We start from the raw sequence: 20,614 nt of genomic DNA, 5'->3' as shown, positions 1-20,614 counted from the left end.
CTCACTTACGCCCGGTGCCGCCGTCGATGAACAGACAGCGGCACCGGATTCTTCGCCCACTCGACGGCGGGCCACTCAGTCAGTGATCCATAGCGTGTTCTTCGTCGGCGAACACGTTGTGGTGCGGCCGCCCACCCAACAGCGCAGCCGCGATCACCGCGGCCAGGATGGCGGCGATTCCACACACCAGGTAGCCGATCGCGTAGCCGTTGGACAGGGCATGGAAGGCGACATCCTTGATCGGGTTCAGCGGGTGGATCGAACCGTCAGGCATGGTGACCGTCGAGGGCACACCGTTCGCCCCGATCGGACCGGAGTTCACGGCGTTCACCGCTCCTTGCAACTCCGCCTGCGCCGGAGCAGGCGCGTTCTGCGGCGATGCGTTGAACGCATCGAGCGCGGACGTCAGTTGCGGTGAGGCCGCGACGTTCTGGGAGATCTCCGAGGCGGCCCGGGTCAGCGCTATCGCACCGATCACCGAGGGCCCCAGGGTCAGGCCGAAGTCACGGATCATGCTGGTCATGCCACTGGCCATACCCGCCTTCGACGTCGGGACGCTGTTGACCGAGACCGACGTGATCGAGGTGACCGCGAGTTTGAACCCGGCACCGATCACCAGTAGTGGGAAGGCAATTGCGGCGATGGACAAGTTCGTCGCCGGGATCAGCGCGAGCGCAACATCCCCGACGCCGATCAAGGCTGCACCGACGGCCAGGATCCAGCCTGGGTTGTAGTGCTGCAACAACCGGGAACTGACCGGGAAGAGGACCACACCCATGATGTTCAGGCACACGAAGCCGACAGATGTCATCAGCGGCGAATAGCCCTGGATCGCCGAGAGCCGGATGCTCGTGGCGTACGCGGTCCCCAGGTAGGCGAACATCGACAGCACGGTCACGATCGCAGTGACCACGAAGACACGGTTGGCGAAGAGATCCAGCTGGACCAACGGCTGGGCGGTCCGCCGCTCGATGACGACGAAGGCGGCCAGGAACACGACTGCGGCCACAAAACTGCCGACCACCAGCGGTGAACTCCAGTCCCCCTCGGAGCCCTGGATGACACCGAACACCAGAGCGAACAGGCCGATGGCGACGGTGACCTGACCCGGGATGTCCAACGACCGTCCCTTGGGCGACGACGAGTTCCTGGCGAACGCCAGGGTGATCACAGTGCTGATGGCACCGAGGACGGCGAGTCCCAGGAAACCGTAACGCCAGCTTGCGTTCTCGCCACCGTCATGCGGTAACTCGGCCAACACGCCGGCCATCACCGGGGAGATGAACCCACCGGCCGTCAGCGCCGCTGCCCAGATCGAGATCGACTTGGAGCGCTCCTTCACGGTGTGGGTACCGGCGGCGAGCATCGCGACCGAGGTCGGGAACAGTGCGGCGGCACCGATTCCGCCGATGACCTGCCCGCCGAACAGGAACGTCATCTGCACCGCGTGCGACCCGCCGGTCGGCGTGAGGTACGCCAACAGCATGCCGACTGTGACCAGTGATGATCCGATCGCCAAGAGGCGCTTACGGCCGAAAAGATCCCCCAGGACACCACAGCTGAGCTCCAGCAGGGTGATCGGAACCAGAAACGCCGCCGAGACCCAGGTGAGCTGGGCCGAGGTGGTGTCGAGGTCACGTTGGATCATGCCGTTCAGCACCGCGGGGATCGACAAGCCGATCTGGGCCACCATCACGGCGACAACGCTGGCGAGAAGGGTGCCGCCGGTAAGTCGATGGTTCATTCCCGACGACGGCACGTCCGGGTCCACGTCAATTGCGCTCATGACCATGAATCAAATCACAAAGGATGCCTGATTAACAGGTTTCCTGATTATTACTCTCGAGTAGTGACTCTCAGTCCACGAGATTCTTGCGACAGCTCTGCAAAACGTCGCCGAACTCGGCGGCGGCCTTCGCGTCCATCCCATGCACCATCCGCGTTTGCACCGCCGTCACCGGCCCACGGCAGGTATCCAGAAGTGCCATACCGTCTGCGGTCAACGACAACACCAGGCGGCGTCGATCAGCCGGATCCCGATGCCGCTCGATCAGACCGCGATCCAGCAACGGAGCCACCACGTCTGACATGCTCTGCGCGGTCACGAACGAATTGCGCGCCAGATGCGCCGCGGTCATGCCGGGGTCCCGCTCGAGCACCGTCATCGCGGTGTACTGCGACGTGGTCAGGCCCTGCGGCTTGAGCACGTCGTCCAGGTGCGCTCGAATCGCCAACTCGACTTGCTTGACCATATAGAGCAACGTGGGTTGGTGACGCGTCATGGACGTCACCCTAAGCCAAGGACCTCCACAGCATTCGACTTGAGGATGTACTCGTGCCGCTCGGGTTTGATGCCCAATTCGGCGAAGTCCGCGAGCCAACGCTCCGGGCTGATGAGCGGATAGTCGGTGCCGAAGAGAACCTTGCGATGCAGCATCCCGCCGGCGGCCCGGATGAGCTCGGGCGGGAAGTACTTCGGACGCCATCCGGACAAGTCGATGAACACGTTCGATTTGTGTGTGGTGATCGAGATGGCCTCGACCTGCCAGGGAACCGAGGGATGCGCCATGATCACTGTCAGGCCCGGAAAGTCGGCGGCCACGTCGTCGAGCAGAAGCGGGTTCGAGTAGCGCAACTTGATGCCGCGTCCACCGGGCAGTCCCGCACCGATCCCGTTCTGCCCCGTGTGGAACAACGCCGGGACACCCAGGTCCTGCAGGGCGGACCACAACGGCTGCAACGCCGGATCGGTGGGATCGAACGCCTGCAGGCTGGGGTGGAACTTGAATCCACGGACGCCATAGTCCTGCACCAGGCTCCGGGCTCGATCGATCGCTCTCTCCCCCTGCCGAGGATCCACCGAACCGAACGGGATCACCACGTCGGCCTCGTCCGCCGCACGGGTGGCGATCTCCTCACTGGAGATCGCCGGACGGCCGAGTGCGGTGGTGGCGTCGACGGTGAAGACAACGGCGGCCATCCCCGACGCGCGGTAGCGAGCCGCGATGTCCCCCACGGTCGGGGTCCGATTGTCCGAGCCCTTGAAGTACGCCTCGGAGGCGTCCATCAGCATGGGATCCAGGGAGAGATGACCGTGGTCGTCTTGTTCGATGTGCACGTGCATGTCGATCGCGCTGATCGCGTCGAGGTCGATCTCGGGCTGGTAGCGAGTCATCACAATTCCTTCAATTTGGAGCGCTGGAGCTTGCCGGAGGCGTTGCGAGGCAGCTCATCACGAATGACCGTGGATCGCGGAAGCTTGTAACGCGCGATCCGCTCGGCCAAGAATGCGAGCAATTGCTCGTGGTCGAGTGAGGAGCCGGATCTGACTCGGACAAAGGCCCGTCCCACCTCGCCCCACTGCGGGTCCGACAAACCGATCACGGCGCACTCCAGGATGTCGGGGTGCTCGTAGATCGCCCGTTCGACCTCCGCCGGATAGACGTTCTCACCGCCGGAGATGTACATGTCCTTGAGTCGGTCGACGATGTACACGAACCCGTCGTCGTCGACCACCGCCACGTCACCGGTATGGATCCAACCCTCGTGGAACGCCGCGTCGGTGGCGGTCTCGTTGCGCCAATACCCGGGGCTGACGTTCGGACCCTGTACCAGTACCTCGCCCGGTTCACCCACCGCCGCCGGGCGGCCGTCGAGATCGACCACCTGCACATCGCTGAAAAAGCAGGAGGTGCCGGCGGAGCCGAGCTTGCGGAGCCCATCCGCCTCGCGCAGCATCGTGGCGCCCGGAGAGGTCTCGGTCAGCCCGTACCCCTGGGTGATCCGCAACTCCCGGTCTACGTAGGTACGTAGCAACGTCTCCGGAATCGGTGCGCCACCGCTGAGGGCGTGGCGGAGCGTATGCAGGTCAGCAGTGCCGAAGGTGGGTTCCTCGGCCAGCGCCTGATACATCGACGTGACGCCGAACAGCATTGTCACGCCGCGATTCGCGATCACGTCGATGGCGCGCGCAGGATCGAACTTGGCTTCCAGCAAGCAGGTCCCACCTTTGAGGATCACCGGTAGCAACACCTGGTTCAATGCTGCCGTGTGAAACATCGGGGCCGTGACCAGCGCGACCTCGCTGCTACCCAGGTCCACGTCCACCAACAGATTCAACACATTCCAGATCACGTTTCCGTGGGTGAGCATGACGCCCTTGGGGCGCCCGCTGGTGCCGGACGTGTACTGGAGCATGAACAGATCGTCATGACCGATGGCTTCGTCGATCGGTGACTGATCGGGATCCAGCAACGGATCCAGCGCGGTCGGAGCATTGGACAGCGGGTAAATCTGCAGATCCATGTCATCGACGTGCGCGGCCGCGACGGCCGCCGAGAACGACTCCTGATGCAGGAGTAGCCGGCTACCGCTGTCGGCAAGCACATGGCGCAGCTCGGGCGCGGCCAGCCGGGTGTTCACCGGAAAGAACACCGCACCGAGTTTCGCCACCGCGAACAACGTTTCGACAAAACCGGCGCCGTTGAAGCCGAGGTAGGCAACTCGGTCACCACGCTGCACGCCCAACCGCCGCAGTCCGTGGGCGAGTGCGGTCACCCGTCGATCGAGTTCGGCGTAGGTCGTCGCGGCGTCTCCGTCGATCAGTGCTGTCGACGCCGGGGACATTCGGGCCCGACGAGTCACCCAGGAACCGAGACCCTGATCCTTCATCGCCGATCGCCTTTCGCCTGCGGTTCCCGCGCCCCGGGCATCACGGTGAGGTCGAGTTCGGCCTTGGTGGCCAGCAACTCCCGCAGAGCCGCATCTCGACGTGCCAGCACCGCGGGCTCCTGTCCGCCCATCTCCTCGGTGACGCCTCGGACCAGGGTGTCGATCAGGGCCGGAGTGAATTCCGGCGTACCCAGATCCTGCCACCAGTCCAGCATCGGCGGGCCGAGGTGCTCCAACACGTGCTGCAGACCGCCGTCACCCCCGGAAAGATGTTGGGTGGCAAGCGGTCCCAATAGCGCCCACCGCAGTCCGGGTCCGTTCGCGACGGCCTGGTCGATGTCGGTCACCGACACCACGCCCTGTTCGACCAGGTAGTACGCCTCACGCCACAGGGCGGCCTGCAATCGGTTCACCACGTGCCCGGGGAGCTCTCGGCGCAGCCGGATCGGCGCTTTACCCAGACCACGGAGGATCTCCATCGTCATCAGCACGGACTCTTCACTGGTCAGCCGGCCGCCGACCACCTCGACCAGCGGGACCAGATGGGGTGGGTTGAACGGGTGCGCCACCAGCACCCGTTCCGGGTGGCGGGTGCAGTCGCGCTGGATGTCGCTGGCCGCCAAACCGGACGAGCTACTGGTCAGCATCACGTGTGCGGGTGCGGCGGCGTCGAGATCGGCAAACAGCCGCCGTTTGAGGTCGAGTCGCTCGGGACCCGCCTCGATCACGAAGTCCGCGTCGGCAACAGCTTCGGCGGCGTCGACGACGAGCGAGAGGTCGGCGGGGACTTCCCCCAGCATCGTGGTCAGTGTGCGGATGGCCCGTTCCTCGGCTTCCTGGGCCGGATCGGCCAGCACCACATCGACCCCGCGGCCGATCAGCAGCGCAGTCCAGCTGAGCCCGATCGCACCGGCACCGACGACGACCACCCTCTGGACGGCAGCGGCCTGTCCGTTCATCGCTGCGCCTGCCCGGCAAAGGCGGCGAACGCGTCCAGAGAGGTCGGCTCGGCCAACGAGTCCTTGCTGGCAACCTGATCGGGTGGTGCGCCCTGCAGAATCCGCTTGACCGGAATCTCCAGCTTCTTGCCGGTCCGGTTGCGTGGCACCAAATCCACCTCGATGATGTCGTCCGGGACATGCCGCGGCGACAGTGCACTGCGCAATTCGCTCGCGATGCGTCGGCGCAGATCCTCGTCGAGGTCGGCTCCGTCGGCGAGCGCCACAAAGAGGATCAACCGACCGTTGCCGCCCGCCGGATCCTCCAGGTGAACCACCAGGCTGTCCGACACTGTCGGCAGCTCCTCTACGACCCGGTAGAACTCAGCGGTACCCAGCCGAACCCCCCCACGGTTCAACGTCGCATCAGACCGACCAGACACGACACAGCTCCCGTCGGGACCGAACGTGATCCAGTCTCCATGCCGCCAGACTCCGGGCCAACGATCGAAATAGGTGTCCCGCATCCGTGTGCCGTCGGAGTCGCCCCAGAGCCCGACCGGCATCGACGGCATGGGCCGGGTGATGACCAATTCGCCAGGGGTATCGATGATCTCACGGCCGTCGTCATCGAATGCGAAAGCGGCCACGCCAAGGGCCCGGCCCGAGATCTGTCCGGCGTGCACGGGCAGCAACGGGTTGTTCTGCACAATTCCGCTGCACACGTCGGTGCCGCCGGACCCCACATTCAGCATCACCTCGGGACCGAGTTGCGCACGGATCCAGGCGTAGCCCTCGGGCGGCAGCGGTGAACCCGCGGACGCAACCATCCGGATCTTCAGATCCGCATCGTGCAGGTCGAGTCCCGCTCCCCGACACGCCATGAGGTACCCGGGGGCGGCACCCATCAGCGTCACACCGGTCTGTTCGGCAATCCGCCACTGCCAGCCGAGGTCCGGATAGGTGGGGTCACCGTCGAGCAGCACGATGCCTGCCCGGGTGAGCAACGCCGAGACCAGAGCGTTCCACATCATCCACGCCGTCGTGGAGAACCACAGGATGCGGTCGGATGGTTGGAGATCCCAGGACAGTGCGTTGTTCTTGAGGTGTTCCAACAAGATCCCGCCGTGGCCGTGCACGATCGCCTTGGGTTTGCCGGTGGTACCCGAGGAGAAGAGCACCACCAAAGGATGGTCGAAGGGCACCGGTTCGAACTGGGCCTCACGGGGACCGCCGGTGTGGCCGGCCTCGTCGAGCAGCGCCGACCACGACAGCGCATCCGCCACCCGCCACGGTCCGTACTCGATGTCGATGACGGCCCGCACAGTGGGCAGTCCGGCGCGGATGTCGCGAACGCGCTCGGACAGGTCGATGTCCTTGCGGCCGTATCGGTAGCCGCCGGCGGCCAGCAGCACCACCGGTTCCACCTGTCCGAACCTGTCGATCACGCTGCGCGCGCCGAACTCGGTGGCACAACTCGCCCAGGTGGCACCGAGGCTGGCGGTCGCGAGGAATGCGACCAGGGTCTCGGGAATGTTCGGAAGGTACCCGACCACTCGATCACCACGTCGAACACCAAGATCCTGCAGCACTTTTCGAGCGCGGGCCACCTGCTCGCGGAGTTGCCCGAACGTCAGGTCGACATCGTCGCGGGTCTGCGAACGGCCGAGGATCGCGACGGTGTCGGTGTCCTCGGAGGTGCCGAGCATGTGCTCGGCGTAGTTCAGGGTCGCGCCGGGGAACCAGCACGCACCCGGCATGGAGTCGTCCGCCAACACGGTGTCGTACGGAGCATGGCTGACCACTCCGAAGAACTCCCAGATCGCAGACCAGAACCCCGCGAGGTCGTCGATCGACCAGCGCCAGAGGTCCTCATAGTCTTCGAACGTGAGTCCTCGACGTAGTTCCAACCAGCCGAGGAATCGTCCGATCTCGGTCCCCTGACGGACATCGACCGGCGGCGTCCAGGTCACCTCACCGCTCGCCGTCGTCGCGCTCACGGTCGTTCCACCTTGGCGCCGCGTCCGGTCAGGAAGTCCGACATCCGCGACTTCGCGTCGTCGGTGCCCTGGGCCAGCGCGGCCACCAGCGACTCCATCATCGAACCTTCGCGCGGATTGGCCTCGGCGATCAGCGGCAACGCCGCCGTGACCGCGAAGTTCGTCTGCGGAGGATTGTCGGCGACGCGTCGCGCGAGATCCATGGCCGTCGTGAGTCCGGCGCCATCCTGCACGAGGTACTGGTTGAGTCCGATGCGCTCACCCTCTTCGCCGCTGTACCGGCGACCGGTCAGCATCATGTCCACCATCCGCGACGTGCCGATCAACCGTGGGATCCGCACCGAGGCCCCGCCACCCACGAAGAGCCCGCGCTGCCCTTCGGGCAGCGCATAGAACGTCGACTGTTCGGCGACGCGAAGATGTGCGGTGGCGGCCAGTTCCAGTCCACCGCCGACCACCGCCCCGCGCAACACCGCGATGACCGGTACCGGCGCCTGCTCGATCTCACGGAACGCGCGATGCCACATCTGCGAGTGGGCGACTCCCTCGAAGGTACTTCGCTCGACCATCTCGGACAGATCCAGGCCGGCGGAGAAATGGTCGCCGTCCGCAGCGAGGACCACCGCCCTGATCCCGGGTTCGAGGTGTCGGAAGAAGTCCTCGATCCCCCTCACCATCTTGTCGTTGAGGGCGTTCCGCTTCTCCGGCCGCGCGAGTGTCAGGATCGCGACCGGGCCGTCTCGTTCGACCCGCAGTGACGGGGGTAGCGCTGTTTCCATGCCGACTCCTAATAATCAGGTTTCCTGATTATTACTCTCTCGACGCCGTGCGTCAACGCGCCCGCCGAGAACCGGCACCGGGTGACGAACACCGCCCTTCGGTGATTGCCGCGCAGCGGCACCATCTACGAGCTCGTGAACAGCGAGTATGGTTTTCGACGTGGACGCGACGATTTATCACAACCCGAAGTGCTCGACTTCCCGCAAGGCGCTCGAGAAGCTCCGCGACGCCGGGATCGAACCCACCGTCGTCAAGTATCTCGATCAGCCATATACCCGCGATCAGCTGACCCAACTGCTCGACGATGCCGGTCTGACCGCCCGCGACGCGGTCCGCAAACGCGAATCGCTCTACAAGGAACTCGATCTCGCGTCGTTGCCCGAGGACAAGCTGCTCACCGAGATGGTCCAGCACCCGATTCTGGTCGAGCGACCATTCGTGGTGACCGACAAGGGAACTCGTCTTGCCCGACCGGTGGACAGGCTCGACGAGATTCTCTGACACCACCGACACGACCTTTCGGACATTCCTCGCGAGAGCGAAAAGGCGCGTCGCCCTTCAGATTAGTTCCGTGTTACAACGGAATTGCGAATTTATTTAGCACCGCTAATCACTGAAGGTGGGGCGCGTTTCATGTGCGGAATAACCGGCTGGGTGGGTTACACCCACGAGATGGCAAGCAAGAAGAACATTCTCGACGAGATGACCGCGACGATGAGCGATCGCGGTCCGGACGACGTGGGGACCTACGTCGACCGACACGTCGGCCTCGGCCATCGTCGGCTGGCGATCATCGATCTGCCGATGGGGCGACAGCCCATGGTGGCGAACACGCCGTCCGGCGACGTCGCAATCGTCTACAGCGGCGAGACCTACAACTTCCGCGAACTCCGTGGGCAGCTGGCCAACGCCGGTCACGAGTTCCACACCGAGAGTGACACCGAGGTGGTGCTGCACGGATACCTCGAGTGGGGCACCGAAGTGGTGGACCGACTGAACGGCATGTACGCCTTCGCGATCTGGGACGGCCGAACCGAGCAGCTCGTCATGGTGCGGGATCGACTGGGCATCAAGCCCTTCTACTATTCGCAGACCGACGACGGCGTGGTGTTCGGATCGGAACCCAAGGCGATCCTGGCGAATCCGCTGGTGCCGCACACCGTGGACGCCGATGGATTCCGGGAACTCTTCGCGGTCACCAAGGCGCCCGGGTGGTCGATGTGGAAGCACATCCGCGAGGTCGAGCCGGGCACCGTCGTCACTGTCTCACGCGATGGCTGCGCCACCCGGACCTATTGGTCGCTGCCCGCGCACGAGCACACCGACGACGTCGATGAGACCGTAGATCATGTGCGCGAGCTGATGACCGACATCGTGAACCGGCAACTGATCGCCGACGTCCCGCGATGCGTATTGCTCTCCGGCGGCTTGGATTCGAGCGCGCTCACCGGTCTCGCCGCCGCCCACCTCGGCGAAGAGGGCCGTCGCGTACACAGCTATGCGGTCGATTTCGTCAATCAGGAGGAGAACTTCCGGCCGGACGAGATGCGGGACACTCCCGACTCGCCGTATGTCCGTGACGTCGCAACGCATGTGGGGTCGATGCACCGCGACGTCATGCTCGATCCCGCGGATCTCACCGATCCCGCCGTGCGCAGGGCGGTCATCGGAGCCCGCGACATCCCGGCCGGCCTCGGAGACATGGACAGCTCGCTCTACCTGTTGTTCAAGGCGATCCGGGCCGAATCGACGGTCGCGCTGTCCGGAGAATCGGCAGATGAGGTGTTCGGCGGCTACCGGTGGTTCTTCGATGAGGGCTCACGCAACGCCGAGACCTTCCCGTGGCTGGCGTTCGGCAGTGCGCTCACCCGTTCGCGCTACGCCATGCTCACTCCCGAGATGCAGCAGACCCTCGACATCGACTCCTACGTCGACGACCAGTACGCCACCGCCCTCGCGGCGATCCCCACCGTCGACGGTGAATCGTCGGAGGAACGCCGGATGCGGGTCATCTGCCACCTCCACCTCACCCGCTTCGTCCGAATGCTGCTGGACCGCAAGGACCGCGCATCCATGGCGGTCGGTCTCGAGGTACGTGTTCCGTTCTGCGATCACCGGCTCGTCGAATACGTCTACAACACACCATGGGCGTTCAAGACCTTCGACGGTCGCGAGAAGAGCCTGCTGCGTCACGCGACTAAGCACGTCCTACCGCAGTCGGTGGTCGATCGGACCAAGAGCCCGTACCCGTCGACCCAGGACCTCAAGTACACCATCACCCTGCAGCAGCAGCTGGACGACATCGCCGCCGAGCGGGGCCATCAGGTGTTCGATCTCGTCGACCGCCGCGCCGTCAAGGCCATGACGGCGGAGTCTGCCCATGATGTGTCGCCCGAGGTCCGTACCCAGATGGATCGGGTGCTCGATCTCTACCATTGGATCGAGATGTACTCACCCGACCTGCAGGTCGCCTGACGCCGACGGCTACGCGGTGAGCGTTTTTGCGGGCAGGGGCCTCTGCGCGGCCGGGATCACCGCGGCGACCAACCCCTTCACCAGGCCCTTGGTCATGTCCCAGTAGTCGAAGTAATCCCGCCACACCGTGATGCGCCCCTCGGCGATCTCGAATCGGCCGCACACCCAGAACTGCATCGCGACGCGGCCGATCCGCAGTTCGTCGACGCGTTCGGTGAGGACCACCGGACCGTCGGCGGAGACATTGACCATCCGATAGTTGAAGCCGGCCCACGAGAGGTTGTCGAGTCCACTGAATACCTTCGCCACCTTGCGTTTACCGTGAACGGTCGGTGTCGAGACATTGGTGTAGGCGATGTTCTCATCCACGTTCTCGAGGGCGGCCGCCGAGTCTCCCCGTGCCAACTCGTCGAGGAACTCGGTGACGATGTCGATCGGTGTTCGTGAGGTCATGGGGCCAGTATGCCTGTGACGACGGGTCACGGGAACACCCTCCGACCAGCGGTGCGGACACCGGGCACGATGTGACATCGGCCGTGGCCATCGACTATTCTTTCCTGCGTTGTCTCGGCGAGGGTGAGCGATCACCGTTATCGGCGCGATCATCGCGGATCTCCTCCGCGGGCACCTGTAGGCCCGCTGGATGGTTCGGGGTCGATGTCGCTCGCCGCGACCCACCCACCGAACCACCGCGGTTCACCCGAACCGCCGAACGAGGAGAACCACATGGCTACTCAGACCGCAAAGCTGACGGTCACCACTCGCACCGAGAAGGGCAAGGGCGCCGCCCGTCGTGCCCGCCGCGAGGGCAACGTACCCGCCGTGCTCTACGGCCACGGCACCGATCCGCAGCACCTCAATCTCCCGGCGCTCGAGCTGGCCGCGATCCTGCGTAACACCGGCACCAACTCGATCATCGACCTCGACATCGAGGGCACCAGCCAGATCGCGCTGACCAAGCAGATCGACGTGCACCCGATCCGCAACTACATCGAGCACGTCGACCTCCTGGTGATCCGCCGCGGCGAGAAGGTCACCGTCGAGGTCTACATCGTCGTCGAGGGCGACGCGGCCCCGGGCACCCTGGTCACCCAGGACACCAGCTACATCGAGATCGAGGCCGACGCGCTGTCGATCCCCGAGCAGTTCGTCGTCAGCGTCGAGGGCGTCGAGCCGGGCAACGCGGTCCACGCATCCGACCTGGACCTGCCCGAGGGCGTCACGCTGATCAGCGATCCGGAGACCCTCATCGTCGCCGTCAACGAGGCACCGACCGCCTCGCAGCTCGAGGACGAGGCCGAAGAGGCCGGCGCGGAGACCCCGGGCACCGAGGAAGAGACCGAGGCTCCTGCCGAAGAATCGGCAGAGTGATCCTCGTTCACAACTGATCAGTGAAACTGATTGTCGGGCTGGGCAACCCCGGCCCGAAATACGAGAAGACGAGGCACAACATCGGCGCGATGGTCGCCGATGGCCTCGTCGCCTCGGCCGGCGAGCGGTGGAAGCTGCACAAGAAGTCGGGCGCGCAGGTTGCGCCCCTCACCGTCGCCGGCCACCAGGCCCTCGTCGCGAAACCCCGGGTCTACATGAACGAGGCCGGACGACAGATCGGCCCCCTGGCCAAGTTCTACTCGGTCCCGCCGGGTGACCTGATCGTGCTGCACGACGAACTCGACATCGATCTCGGTCTGGTCAGGCTCAAGCAAGGCGGTGGCGAAGGCGGCCACAACGGTTTGCGATCCATCAGTCAATCGATCGGGTCACGTGACTACCACCGGGTCCGGCTCGGCATCGGACGACCACCCGGCCGGCAGGACCCGGCCGATTTCGTTCTGAAGCCCTTTCCGTCGGCCGCTCGTGCCGACGTCGAGTTACTGATCGCGCATGGCATCGACGCCACCGAGATGCTGATCTCTCAGGGCCTGGAGGCCGCGCAGAACGTCGTCCACACCTGGTGAGCGGGTAGCCCCGCGCACACCCGGTGATCCCCTCGTCCGGCGACTCGCGCGCGGAGATCGGCGTCGAATCGGATACGGGATCGCAAAGGCGACGAAAGCTTTCTTACTTCTCGGTAATGAAGGCCTACAATCGCAGTCGATCGATCGACGAGGGATGGAGACAGCGGTGGGAATTGCGGCGAGAAGCGGGCACCAGAACGTCGCGATGCTGGGCATCGGCGCGTATCGACCTCAACGGTTGGTGACCAACGACGAGGTGTGCGAGAAGCTCGATTCGAGCGACGAGTGGATCTTCGAGCGCAGCGGCATCCGGAATCGTCGCTGGATCAGTGGCGATGAGACGGCACGGTCGATGGCGGCCGCAGCCGCCGAACGCGCGATCCGCAACTCCGGAGTCGACAAGGAGAAGATCGGTGCCCTGATCCTGGCGACCAACAGCTGGAAGACCAAGATCCCGCACGGTGGGCCGATCGTGGCCTTCGACATCGGGCTCAACGGCATCCCCGCCTACGACGTCGCGGCCGGCTGCGGCGGCTTCGGCTACGGGCTCGGAATCGCGGCAGACACCGTCCGCGCCGGGTCGGCCGAGTACGTGCTCGTCGTCGGGGTGGAGACGATGTCGGTCGTCATGGAGCCGACCGACCGCAACACCGCATTCATCTTCGGTGACGGCGCAGGGGCCGTCGTCGTCGGGCCGAGCGACGAGAACGGGATCTCGCCGACCGTCTGGGGCAGCGACGGCGAGAACGCCGAGGCGATCGGCCAGAACTGGGACATCCCCGAATACATGGACCGCGCCGAGGAGTTCCAGCACAAAGACCCCGAGTCCGAGCCGGTCGGCCGGATGTTCGTCACGATGCAGGGTCCGCGGGTGTTCCGCTGGGCAGCGATCACCCTGCCGAAAGCCCTGTCGACCGTGCTGGAGACCTCGGGTGTGGGAATCGACGACATCGAGGTCTTCGTGCCGCACCAGGCCAACGCGCGCATCAACGAACTGATGAAGAAGAACCTCGGACTCGCCGACGACGTCCCGATGGCCAACGACATCGAGAACACCGGCAACACGTCTGCGGCCTCGATCCCGCTGGCCATGGAGGAGATGCTCGCGAGCGGCAAGGCGAAGGGTGGGCAGACCGCACTGCTGCTCGGCTTCGGTGCCGGACTCAGCTACGCCGGCGCCGTCGTGACGCTTCCCCCGGCTCCGCGGGAGAGCAGCCTCGACTGAGGCCGTTCTCATGCGGGCACAGCGGGTTTCGATACGCCGGCTCGCTGCGCTCGCGCGGCTACTCAACCAGCGGTAACTCCTGCTGATCGAGTAGGCACCGAGCGCAGCGAGGCGCCGTTATCGAGATCTCGCGCCCCTACGCGTTCTCCTTGCGGAACACCGCAGTCCCCCACCAGGTTCCGAGTGCTCCCAGGATGATCGCGGTGATCAGCCCCCAGGCGACCGATGATGTCGCGATGTCGCCGGCGAACGAATCACGCACGCCGTCGACGACCCACTTGAACGGCATGAAGTCGCTCAGTTTCTGCAGCCAGGTGGGCCCGAGGGTCATCGGGAGCAGGATGCCCGACAGCAGCAGCACGGGCATCATCACCATGTTGATGACCGGCGCCATCACGTCTTCGCTCTTGGTGGTGAGGGCCAGGGCATTCGACGCGGCCGCGCACGCGCCGCCGACGATCATGGTGATCAGGATGCCGACGACGATGCCGACGAACGACCCGCGCATCCCCATGATCAGGCCGAGCACGACGAGGATGACCGCCTGTACGAACAGCTGGAGCACATCGCGCCACAGACGTCCCGTCAGCAACGCGGTGCGACTCGCCGGGGTGACACGCTCGGCCTCGATGACACCTTCACGCCACTCGCCGATCAGGCTGAACCCCGCAAAGAACGCGCCGAAGATCCCCAGCTGAACGAGAAGTCCGGGAACGAGGAAGGTGTAGGCGTTGTCGGCGCCGCCGGGGAACTGACTCACCAACGGTGTGAGCAGCGGACCGAACAGCAACAGATAGAGGATCGGTTGCATGACGCCGATCAGGACCCACGCGGGGTTGCGCAGGTTCATCCGGATCTGACGACGGAACACGATGTTGCTCTCGCGGAGAAAAGTCATGACTGTGAGACTCCTTGGGCCGGCTCGTGGGCCGGAGATCCTTCGGCGACAACGGAATCGTCGGCCGACTGTTCGTCCTGGGCGTCCCGGAGGGAACGACCGGTGAGGGTGAGGAACACGTCGTCGAGGGTCGGTCGGATCACCTCGATCGAATCGAGGTTGATGCCCGCGGCGTCGAACTCGCGTAGCAGGCCCGGCACCTCGCGACCCGCGCGACGGACCCGGCCACGCACATGGCGTCCGTCGGTTTCCACATCGCTGCCGATGGCACCGAGCTTCTCTGCGGAGACGGCCACCATCGCGTCGTCGGAGAGTTCGAGATCGACGAGATCACCCGACACCGTGGCCTTGAGATTGTCGGCCGTGTCGGCAGCCACGATGCGGCCGTTGTCGATGATGATGATCCGATCGGACAGCTCGTCGGCCTCGTCGAGATAGTGCGTGGTGAGGAAGACCGTGGCACCGGTGTCCGAGCGCAGTCGCCGGATGTGCTCCCAGAGGTTGGCCCGTGCCTGCGGGTCGAGACCGGTGGTCGGCTCGTCCAGGAACACCAGCGTCGGATCGTGGACCAGGCCCATGACGATGTCGAGGCGACGCTTCTGTCCACCGGACATGTTCTTGGGCATCCGATCCCAGAGGCCGTCGAGTTGTAGTTGCGCGAACAAGGCCTTGCCGCGGGCCGTTGCCGCGGAGCGCGTCATCCCGTAGAGCATCCCGTGGTCGACCACCTCGTCGCCGGCCTGGGCCTGGCTGAAGGTGCCGCCCGCCTGGGAGACATAGCCGATGCTGCGCCGCACCATGACCGAGTCCTTCACGACGTCGTACCCGTTGACGGTCGCCGTACCGGCCGTGGGCCGCAACAGCGTGGTCAGCATCCGGAGTGTGGTCGTCTTACCTGCACCGTTCGGACCGAGGAAGCCGACGACCTCCCCTTCCGCGATGTCGAGGTCGACGCCGTCGACGGCGCGGACCTCCCGCTTCTGTTTTCCACGGCCGGTGTGAAATGTCTGCACCAGCCCGCGTGCATGGATCATGCCTGTCCCCTTCGCGTCCGTCGGAACTCCCGAGCCGCCACCGTTCGGATCTCCGACTGTTCAAGTTTGAACAGTGTCGACTATCTCAATCTGTACGTCGGAAGTCAACGGCGAGATCCGACGCTCGCAGCTCAGAGAGGCTGACTTGCCTCACCTCGAGGATTCATCGAATCGAGGACAACAACGGTCCTGGTACGAGCGCGGATCTGGACCTACCCTCGTGGGCATGGCAGCGACGACCACTCGATTACTGCTCCTGGGTGCCGTTGCCCTCTTCGAGCCGGTGAACGGCTATCAGATCCGGCGCGAACTGATGTCCTGGCAGGTCGACCAGTGGGCCAACGTCAATCCCGGCTCGATCTATCACGGCCTCGGCGGGCTCGTGACCGATCACCTCGCCGTCCGCCACGACCTCGCCGACGGCGCGCGGGACGTCGCGGTCTACGAGCTCACCGAGGCCGGTCGCGCCGAGTTCGACCGACTGCTGACCGATGCGATCGTCGCGGTCAATGTGTTCGACCGCCGCGAGTTCCATGCCGCATTCGGGATGTTGCCCATGCTCGGCCAGGAGAAGGCTCTCGAGCTCCTCGAGAGTCGCCGCCGGGCTCTCGACGCCGCAGTGATCGAGTTCCCCGTCGACAGCCGGGCCGAGGACCACCCGCACGTCCCGCCACACGCCCTCCGCGGATTACAGCTGTGGGGTGCCGAGGCCCGGGCGGAGTTGCTCTGGCTGACCGACGTCGTCGAGGATCTGCGATCGGGACGGCTCGACCTGAGCTCCGAGGGCTGGACGCCACCCGCCGACGATCCCGGCCACCAGATGACCGCCGACCGCGATCGATATCGCGAGATGATCGGGCAGCGGCAGCCCGCGCGCAACGCTACTTCCCAGTAGGGCCCCGATGTGAGACCGTCTATGGCGGGTCACATAGTGAAAGGGACACTCAATGGCTGTCATCGCAGACACTGCCGGGATCAACAACATCGGCATGCTCGGCATCGGTGCGTACCGCCCCGAGCGGGTGGTCACCAACGACGAGATCTGCGAGCAGATCGACTCCTCCGACGAGTGGATCTACACCCGCACCGGGATCAAGACGCGACGCTTTGCGCGGCGCGACGAGACCGTGATGGAGATGTCGGTCAACGCCGGGCGCAAGGCCATCGCCAATGCGCTGCTCTCGGGATCCGACATCGACGCCGTGATCCTGGCGACCAACACCCACCTCTTGCTGACCCCCGCAGGCGCCACCAAGGTCGCGACCGAGCTCGGCGCCAACGGCGTCCCATCCTTCGACATCACGGTCGGCTGCGCCGGCTTCGGTTACGGCATGGCCGTGGCGTCGGACATGATCCGCGGCGGCAGTGCAACACATGTCCTCGTCATCGGAGCCGAACAGCTGTCGATCACGATGGACATGACCGACCGCACGAACTGCTTCATCTTCGGCGACGGCGCGGGTGCCGTCGTCGTGGGGCCGACCGAGGACCAGCAGCTCGGACCGGTGATCTGGGGCAGCGACGGTTCACAGTTCAACGCGATCCGGCAGGACATCGACTGGGTGACCTTCCTCGACAGTGACCGCACCCATCGCCCGTACCTCCGCATGGAGGGCACCGCCGTCTTCCGGTGGGCCGCCTTCGAGATGGGCAAGGTCGCCCAGCGCGCCCTCGACGCGGCGAAAGTCGGCGCCGAAGATCTGGACGTCTTCGTCCCGCACCAGGCGAACTCGCGCATCAACGACCTGCTCGCCAAGAACCTGAAACTGCGCGAAGGTACCGTCGTCGCCAACGACATCGAGCACACCGGCAACACCTCCGCGGCATCGATCCCGCTGGCGATGGAGGAACTGTTGTCGACCGGCGCCGCGAAGCCGGGCGAGACGGCTCTGCTCCTCGGTTACGGAGCCGGGCTCAGCTATGCGTCGCAGGTCGTCAAACTGCCGCCCGTTCCGTTCGAGTGATCCGGTCGGTTGACGTTGCCGTTTGGTCCGCTGAGCGGACCTGAGGGCAAATTCTGGCCGAGCGAGTCCGTCACGCGCGCTGCGACGTCGTGGGGTCGGGTCGTGATGTCATCCCACGTGAAGTTGAGCGTCGTGAAGCCCGCAGCCAGCCAGGTGTTGCGCTTCGTCCTATCACGCTGAAAGACCTCGGCATCTCGATGGAACGCGAACCCATCCATCTCGACGATCACCTTCTCTGCCTCGAAGACGAAGTCGGCGAGAAAGCCGCACACCATCGTGTTCGCACACCACCCGGATATACCGCGGCTGCGGAATACGGCCACCGCCGCGCGTTCGGCCTCCGAACGCGCACCTGATTCGAGTGCTTCGAGGAGTCGGCGGGTGGACGCCACTCCCACCCTCCTCGGATACCTCGCATGTGCGCCGGCAAGTTCGTCGAGGCTGACGCGGCGACGGAGCAATGTGTTGTCGACCGCCTGCGACCTCCCGGTTTCGGCGGCGGTGTCGAGAACAGTGACCGGGACCGCCGTCACCCTGACGCCGTCCGATTCGACGACATCGACGGCGTCGTACTTGCGATGTCGTATGCGCACCCACGCCACCGCCCCGCGGTGATGCCCTTTCGTCTCCGACGCGACGGTGATGGATTCCGGGAAGTCGTCGACCAGGCCGTGCCACCACGCGGCGATCGGTCCGCAGAGAATTGCACGTGTGCCGACAGATGCGACGGCGATCCGAACACGAGCGCGCGGCGTCCGCGAATGGTCGGCAGCCCGATATACGCCGGTCGCTTCACGCGCCCACTCGCCCGAGGCCACCTTGCGCTTCACCGCCGCACGGCTCAACCCGCATCCGAGCGCTTCCCTCAGGGTGATGACACCATCTCGATCGGCCAGGTGACGCCGAACTGCACGTGTTGGATTCACACACATTCGACGCACACGGCGTAGCGGCCGTTCCATCAACCCACTCAGGTTGCCGCTTGGTCCGTGGAGCGAACCAAGCGGCAACTTTTGGCGCATTTTGGCCTGGCCAGCGCCCGAACGGTAGCCTTCTCGAGTGAGTTCTGAAGCCGTCGCCCGCGAAGCGAGCCGTCGTCGCACCTTCGCGATCATCTCGCATCCGGACGCGGGCAAGTCGACGATGACCGAGGCGCTGGCCCTGCACGCCCGGATGATCAGCGAGGCCGGCGCCATCCACGGGAAGGCGGGCCGCAAGTCCACGGTCTCCGACTGGATGGAGATGGAGAAGGCCCGCGGCATCTCGGTCAGCTCCACCGCATTGCAGTTCAATTTCGTCGGCGAGCACGGCCTCGACGACCTGCCCAACGTGATCAACCTGGTCGACACCCCGGGTCACGCCGACTTCTCCGAGGACACCTATCGGGTCCTCACCGCCGTCGATGCCGCCGTGATGCTCATCGACGCAGCGAAGGGACTCGAGCCACAGACGCTCAAGCTGTTCCAGGTGTGCCGCCACCGGGGCATCCCGGTCATCACCGTCATCAACAAGTGGGATCGTCCGGGCCAGACACCGCTCGAGCTGATCGACGAGATCACCGAGCGCATCGGCCTCACGCCGACACCGCTGCACTTCCCGGTGGGCATCGCAGGAGACTTCCGCGGCCTCCTCGACCGCCGCACCGGCGAGTACATCCGCTTCACCCGCACTGCCGGCGGCGCGAAGGTGGCCCCCGAGGAGATCATGGGCGCCGACGACGCGGCCGCCCGGGAGGGCGACGAGTGGACCACCGCCCTCGAGGAGAGCGAACTGCTCACCGAGATGGGCCAGGACCACGATCAGGAGATGTTCCTCGCCGGTCAGACATCACCGATGATCTTCGCGTCGGCGATGCTCAATTTCGGTGTGCGCCAGCTGCTCGAGACGCTGGTCGAACTCGCACCCCCGCCGACCGGGCGCGCGGACGTCGACGGCACCGTGCGTGACGTCACCGAACCGTTCAGTGCAGTCGTCTTCAAGGTGCAGGCCGGGATGGACGCGAGTCATCGGGATCGCCTGGCGTACATGCGGATCGTCTCCGGCGAGTTCGAACGTGGAATGGTGGTGACCCACGCGCAGACCGGAAAACCGTTCGCCACCAAGTATGCCCAGGCGGTCTTCGGCCGCGATCGGTCGACCGTGGACCAGGCCTACCCCGGCGATGTGGTCGGTCTCGTCAACGCTACGGCCCTCGCGCCCGGCGACACCCTGTTCATTGATCCCCGGGTCCAGTTCCCGCCGATACCGTCCTTTGCGCCGGAACACTTCTCGGCGCTCCGGGTGAACACCGCCGACAAGTACAAGCAGTTCCGTAAGGCGATGGACCAGCTCGACAGCGAGGGCGTGGTGCAGGTCTTGCGCAACGATCTGCGTGGCGACGCCTCCCCGGTCCTCGCTGCCGTCGGCCCGATGCAGTTCGAGGTGGTCACGGCACGGATGAAGTCGGAGTTCAACGTCGCCACCACGATCGAGCCGCTCGGTTACAGCCTGGCGCGACGTACCGATGCCGACAGCGCGGCCGAACTCGGCAGGCAACGCGGCGTCGAGGTCTTCACCCGCAGCGACGGTGCACTCCTGGCGCTGTTCAGCGACAAGTGGCGACTGCAGTACATCGAGAAGGAGCACCCCGACCTCACGCTCGAACCACTTGTCGCAGCAGCGGACTGATTCC

19 protein-coding genes are annotated in these 20,614 nt (G+C 65.2%); 8 read left to right on the top strand and 11 right to left on the bottom strand.

Annotation, left to right across the window (positions count from 1 at the left end; genetic code table 11):
* Window positions 1-79 precede the first annotated feature (79 nt).
* From OVA31_RS18065 to OVA31_RS18035, 7 genes are all read right to left on the bottom strand, one after another.
* Entirely contained in the window at window positions 80-1,786 is a 1,707-nt protein-coding gene (locus OVA31_RS18065; RefSeq protein WP_267627989.1) for an MFS transporter, read from the bottom strand.
* Between the two features lie 70 nt (window positions 1,787-1,856).
* Window positions 1,857-2,282 (bottom strand): MarR family winged helix-turn-helix transcriptional regulator, encoded by a 426-nt coding sequence (locus OVA31_RS18060; protein ID WP_267627988.1) that lies wholly within the window; start codon window positions 2,280-2,282, stop codon window positions 1,857-1,859.
* Between the two features lie 5 nt (window positions 2,283-2,287).
* A complete protein-coding gene (locus OVA31_RS18055; RefSeq protein ID WP_267627987.1) occupies window positions 2,288-3,175 on the bottom strand; it encodes an amidohydrolase family protein in 888 nt (295 codons plus the stop codon).
* A complete protein-coding gene (locus OVA31_RS18050) occupies window positions 3,175-4,671 on the bottom strand; it encodes an acyl-CoA synthetase (protein ID WP_267627986.1) in 1,497 nt (498 codons plus the stop codon). The genes OVA31_RS18055 and OVA31_RS18050 overlap by 1 nt, the downstream gene beginning before the upstream one ends.
* Window positions 4,668-5,630: a 3-hydroxyacyl-CoA dehydrogenase NAD-binding domain-containing protein gene (locus OVA31_RS18045; protein WP_267627985.1), complete on the bottom strand. Its 963-nt coding sequence runs from the start codon at window positions 5,628-5,630 to the stop codon at window positions 4,668-4,670. Before OVA31_RS18045 ends, OVA31_RS18050 begins: the two co-directional genes overlap by 4 nt.
* Entirely contained in the window at window positions 5,627-7,609 is a 1,983-nt protein-coding gene (locus tag OVA31_RS18040) for an acetoacetate--CoA ligase (RefSeq protein WP_267627984.1), read from the bottom strand. Before OVA31_RS18040 ends, OVA31_RS18045 begins: the two co-directional genes overlap by 4 nt.
* Window positions 7,606-8,388 (bottom strand): crotonase/enoyl-CoA hydratase family protein, encoded by a 783-nt coding sequence (locus OVA31_RS18035; protein WP_267627983.1) that lies wholly within the window; start codon window positions 8,386-8,388, stop codon window positions 7,606-7,608. The genes OVA31_RS18040 and OVA31_RS18035 overlap by 4 nt, the downstream gene beginning before the upstream one ends.
* A 160-nt stretch (window positions 8,389-8,548) precedes the next feature.
* Here OVA31_RS18035 and arsC point away from each other — a divergent pair, with 160 nt between their 5' ends.
* Both arsC and asnB read left to right on the top strand, forming a co-directional pair.
* Window positions 8,549-8,890 carry an arsenate reductase (glutaredoxin) gene (gene arsC / locus OVA31_RS18030; protein ID WP_267627982.1) on the top strand — a complete coding sequence of 114 codons (342 nt, stop codon included), beginning with the start codon at window positions 8,549-8,551 and terminating at the stop codon, window positions 8,888-8,890.
* Between the two features lie 132 nt (window positions 8,891-9,022).
* Entirely contained in the window at window positions 9,023-10,864 is a 1,842-nt protein-coding gene (gene asnB / locus OVA31_RS18025; RefSeq protein ID WP_267627981.1) for an asparagine synthase (glutamine-hydrolyzing), read from the top strand.
* Between the two features lie 9 nt (window positions 10,865-10,873).
* Here the strand turns inward: asnB and OVA31_RS18020 are convergent, their stop codons facing one another.
* Window positions 10,874-11,317 (bottom strand): limonene-1,2-epoxide hydrolase family protein, encoded by a 444-nt coding sequence (locus tag OVA31_RS18020; protein WP_267627980.1) that lies wholly within the window; start codon window positions 11,315-11,317, stop codon window positions 10,874-10,876.
* A gap of 273 nt (window positions 11,318-11,590) precedes the next feature.
* On the opposite strand from OVA31_RS18020, the gene OVA31_RS18015 reads away from it, so the two are divergent.
* The 3 genes from OVA31_RS18015 to OVA31_RS18005 all read left to right on the top strand — a co-directional run bounded on the left by OVA31_RS18015 (window position 11,591) and on the right by OVA31_RS18005 (window position 14,047).
* A complete protein-coding gene (locus tag OVA31_RS18015) occupies window positions 11,591-12,235 on the top strand; it encodes a 50S ribosomal protein L25/general stress protein Ctc (protein ID WP_267627979.1) in 645 nt (214 codons plus the stop codon).
* A 20-nt stretch (window positions 12,236-12,255) separates the two neighbouring features.
* Window positions 12,256-12,822, top strand: a complete 567-nt coding sequence (gene pth, locus OVA31_RS18010; RefSeq protein WP_267627978.1) for an aminoacyl-tRNA hydrolase — start codon at window positions 12,256-12,258, stop codon at window positions 12,820-12,822.
* Between the two features lie 205 nt (window positions 12,823-13,027).
* Window positions 13,028-14,047: a beta-ketoacyl-ACP synthase 3 gene (locus OVA31_RS18005; RefSeq protein ID WP_267631591.1), complete on the top strand. Its 1,020-nt coding sequence runs from the start codon at window positions 13,028-13,030 to the stop codon at window positions 14,045-14,047.
* Between the two features lie 136 nt (window positions 14,048-14,183).
* Here OVA31_RS18005 and OVA31_RS18000 read toward each other — a convergent pair whose 3' ends face one another.
* Window positions 14,184-14,945 (bottom strand): ABC transporter permease, encoded by a 762-nt coding sequence (locus OVA31_RS18000; RefSeq protein ID WP_267627977.1) that lies wholly within the window; start codon window positions 14,943-14,945, stop codon window positions 14,184-14,186.
* Complete coding sequence (locus OVA31_RS17995) at window positions 14,942-15,979, bottom strand: ATP-binding cassette domain-containing protein (protein WP_267627976.1); 1,038 nt, start codon at window positions 15,977-15,979, stop codon at window positions 14,942-14,944. The genes OVA31_RS18000 and OVA31_RS17995 overlap by 4 nt, the downstream gene beginning before the upstream one ends.
* 226 nt (window positions 15,980-16,205) lie before the next feature.
* On the opposite strand from OVA31_RS17995, the gene OVA31_RS17990 reads away from it, so the two are divergent.
* On the top strand, window positions 16,206-16,874 hold the full coding sequence (locus tag OVA31_RS17990) for a PadR family transcriptional regulator (protein WP_267627975.1): 669 nt from the start codon (window positions 16,206-16,208) through the stop codon (window positions 16,872-16,874).
* 52 nt (window positions 16,875-16,926) lie between these two features.
* The gene (locus tag OVA31_RS17985; RefSeq protein WP_267627974.1) at window positions 16,927-17,943 is read left to right on the top strand and encodes a beta-ketoacyl-ACP synthase III; all 1,017 of its coding nucleotides are present in this window, start codon (window positions 16,927-16,929) and stop codon (window positions 17,941-17,943) included.
* On the opposite strand, the gene OVA31_RS17980 is transcribed toward OVA31_RS17985, so the two are convergent.
* Window positions 17,898-18,875 (bottom strand): type IV toxin-antitoxin system AbiEi family antitoxin domain-containing protein, encoded by a 978-nt coding sequence (locus OVA31_RS17980; RefSeq protein ID WP_324290124.1) that lies wholly within the window; start codon window positions 18,873-18,875, stop codon window positions 17,898-17,900. The two genes, OVA31_RS17985 and OVA31_RS17980, sit on opposite strands and share 46 nt — an antisense overlap.
* 127 nt (window positions 18,876-19,002) lie before the next feature.
* Here OVA31_RS17980 and OVA31_RS17975 point away from each other — a divergent pair, with 127 nt between their 5' ends.
* Entirely contained in the window at window positions 19,003-20,610 is a 1,608-nt protein-coding gene (locus OVA31_RS17975; protein WP_267627972.1) for a peptide chain release factor 3, read from the top strand.
* Window positions 20,611-20,614 lie beyond the last annotated feature (4 nt).

It is taken from the genome of Gordonia sp. SL306, from assembly GCF_026625785.1.
Taxonomy (GTDB): Bacteria; Actinomycetota; Actinomycetes; order Mycobacteriales; family Mycobacteriaceae; genus Gordonia.
This window is presented reverse-complemented; position numbering and strand designations above follow the sequence as displayed.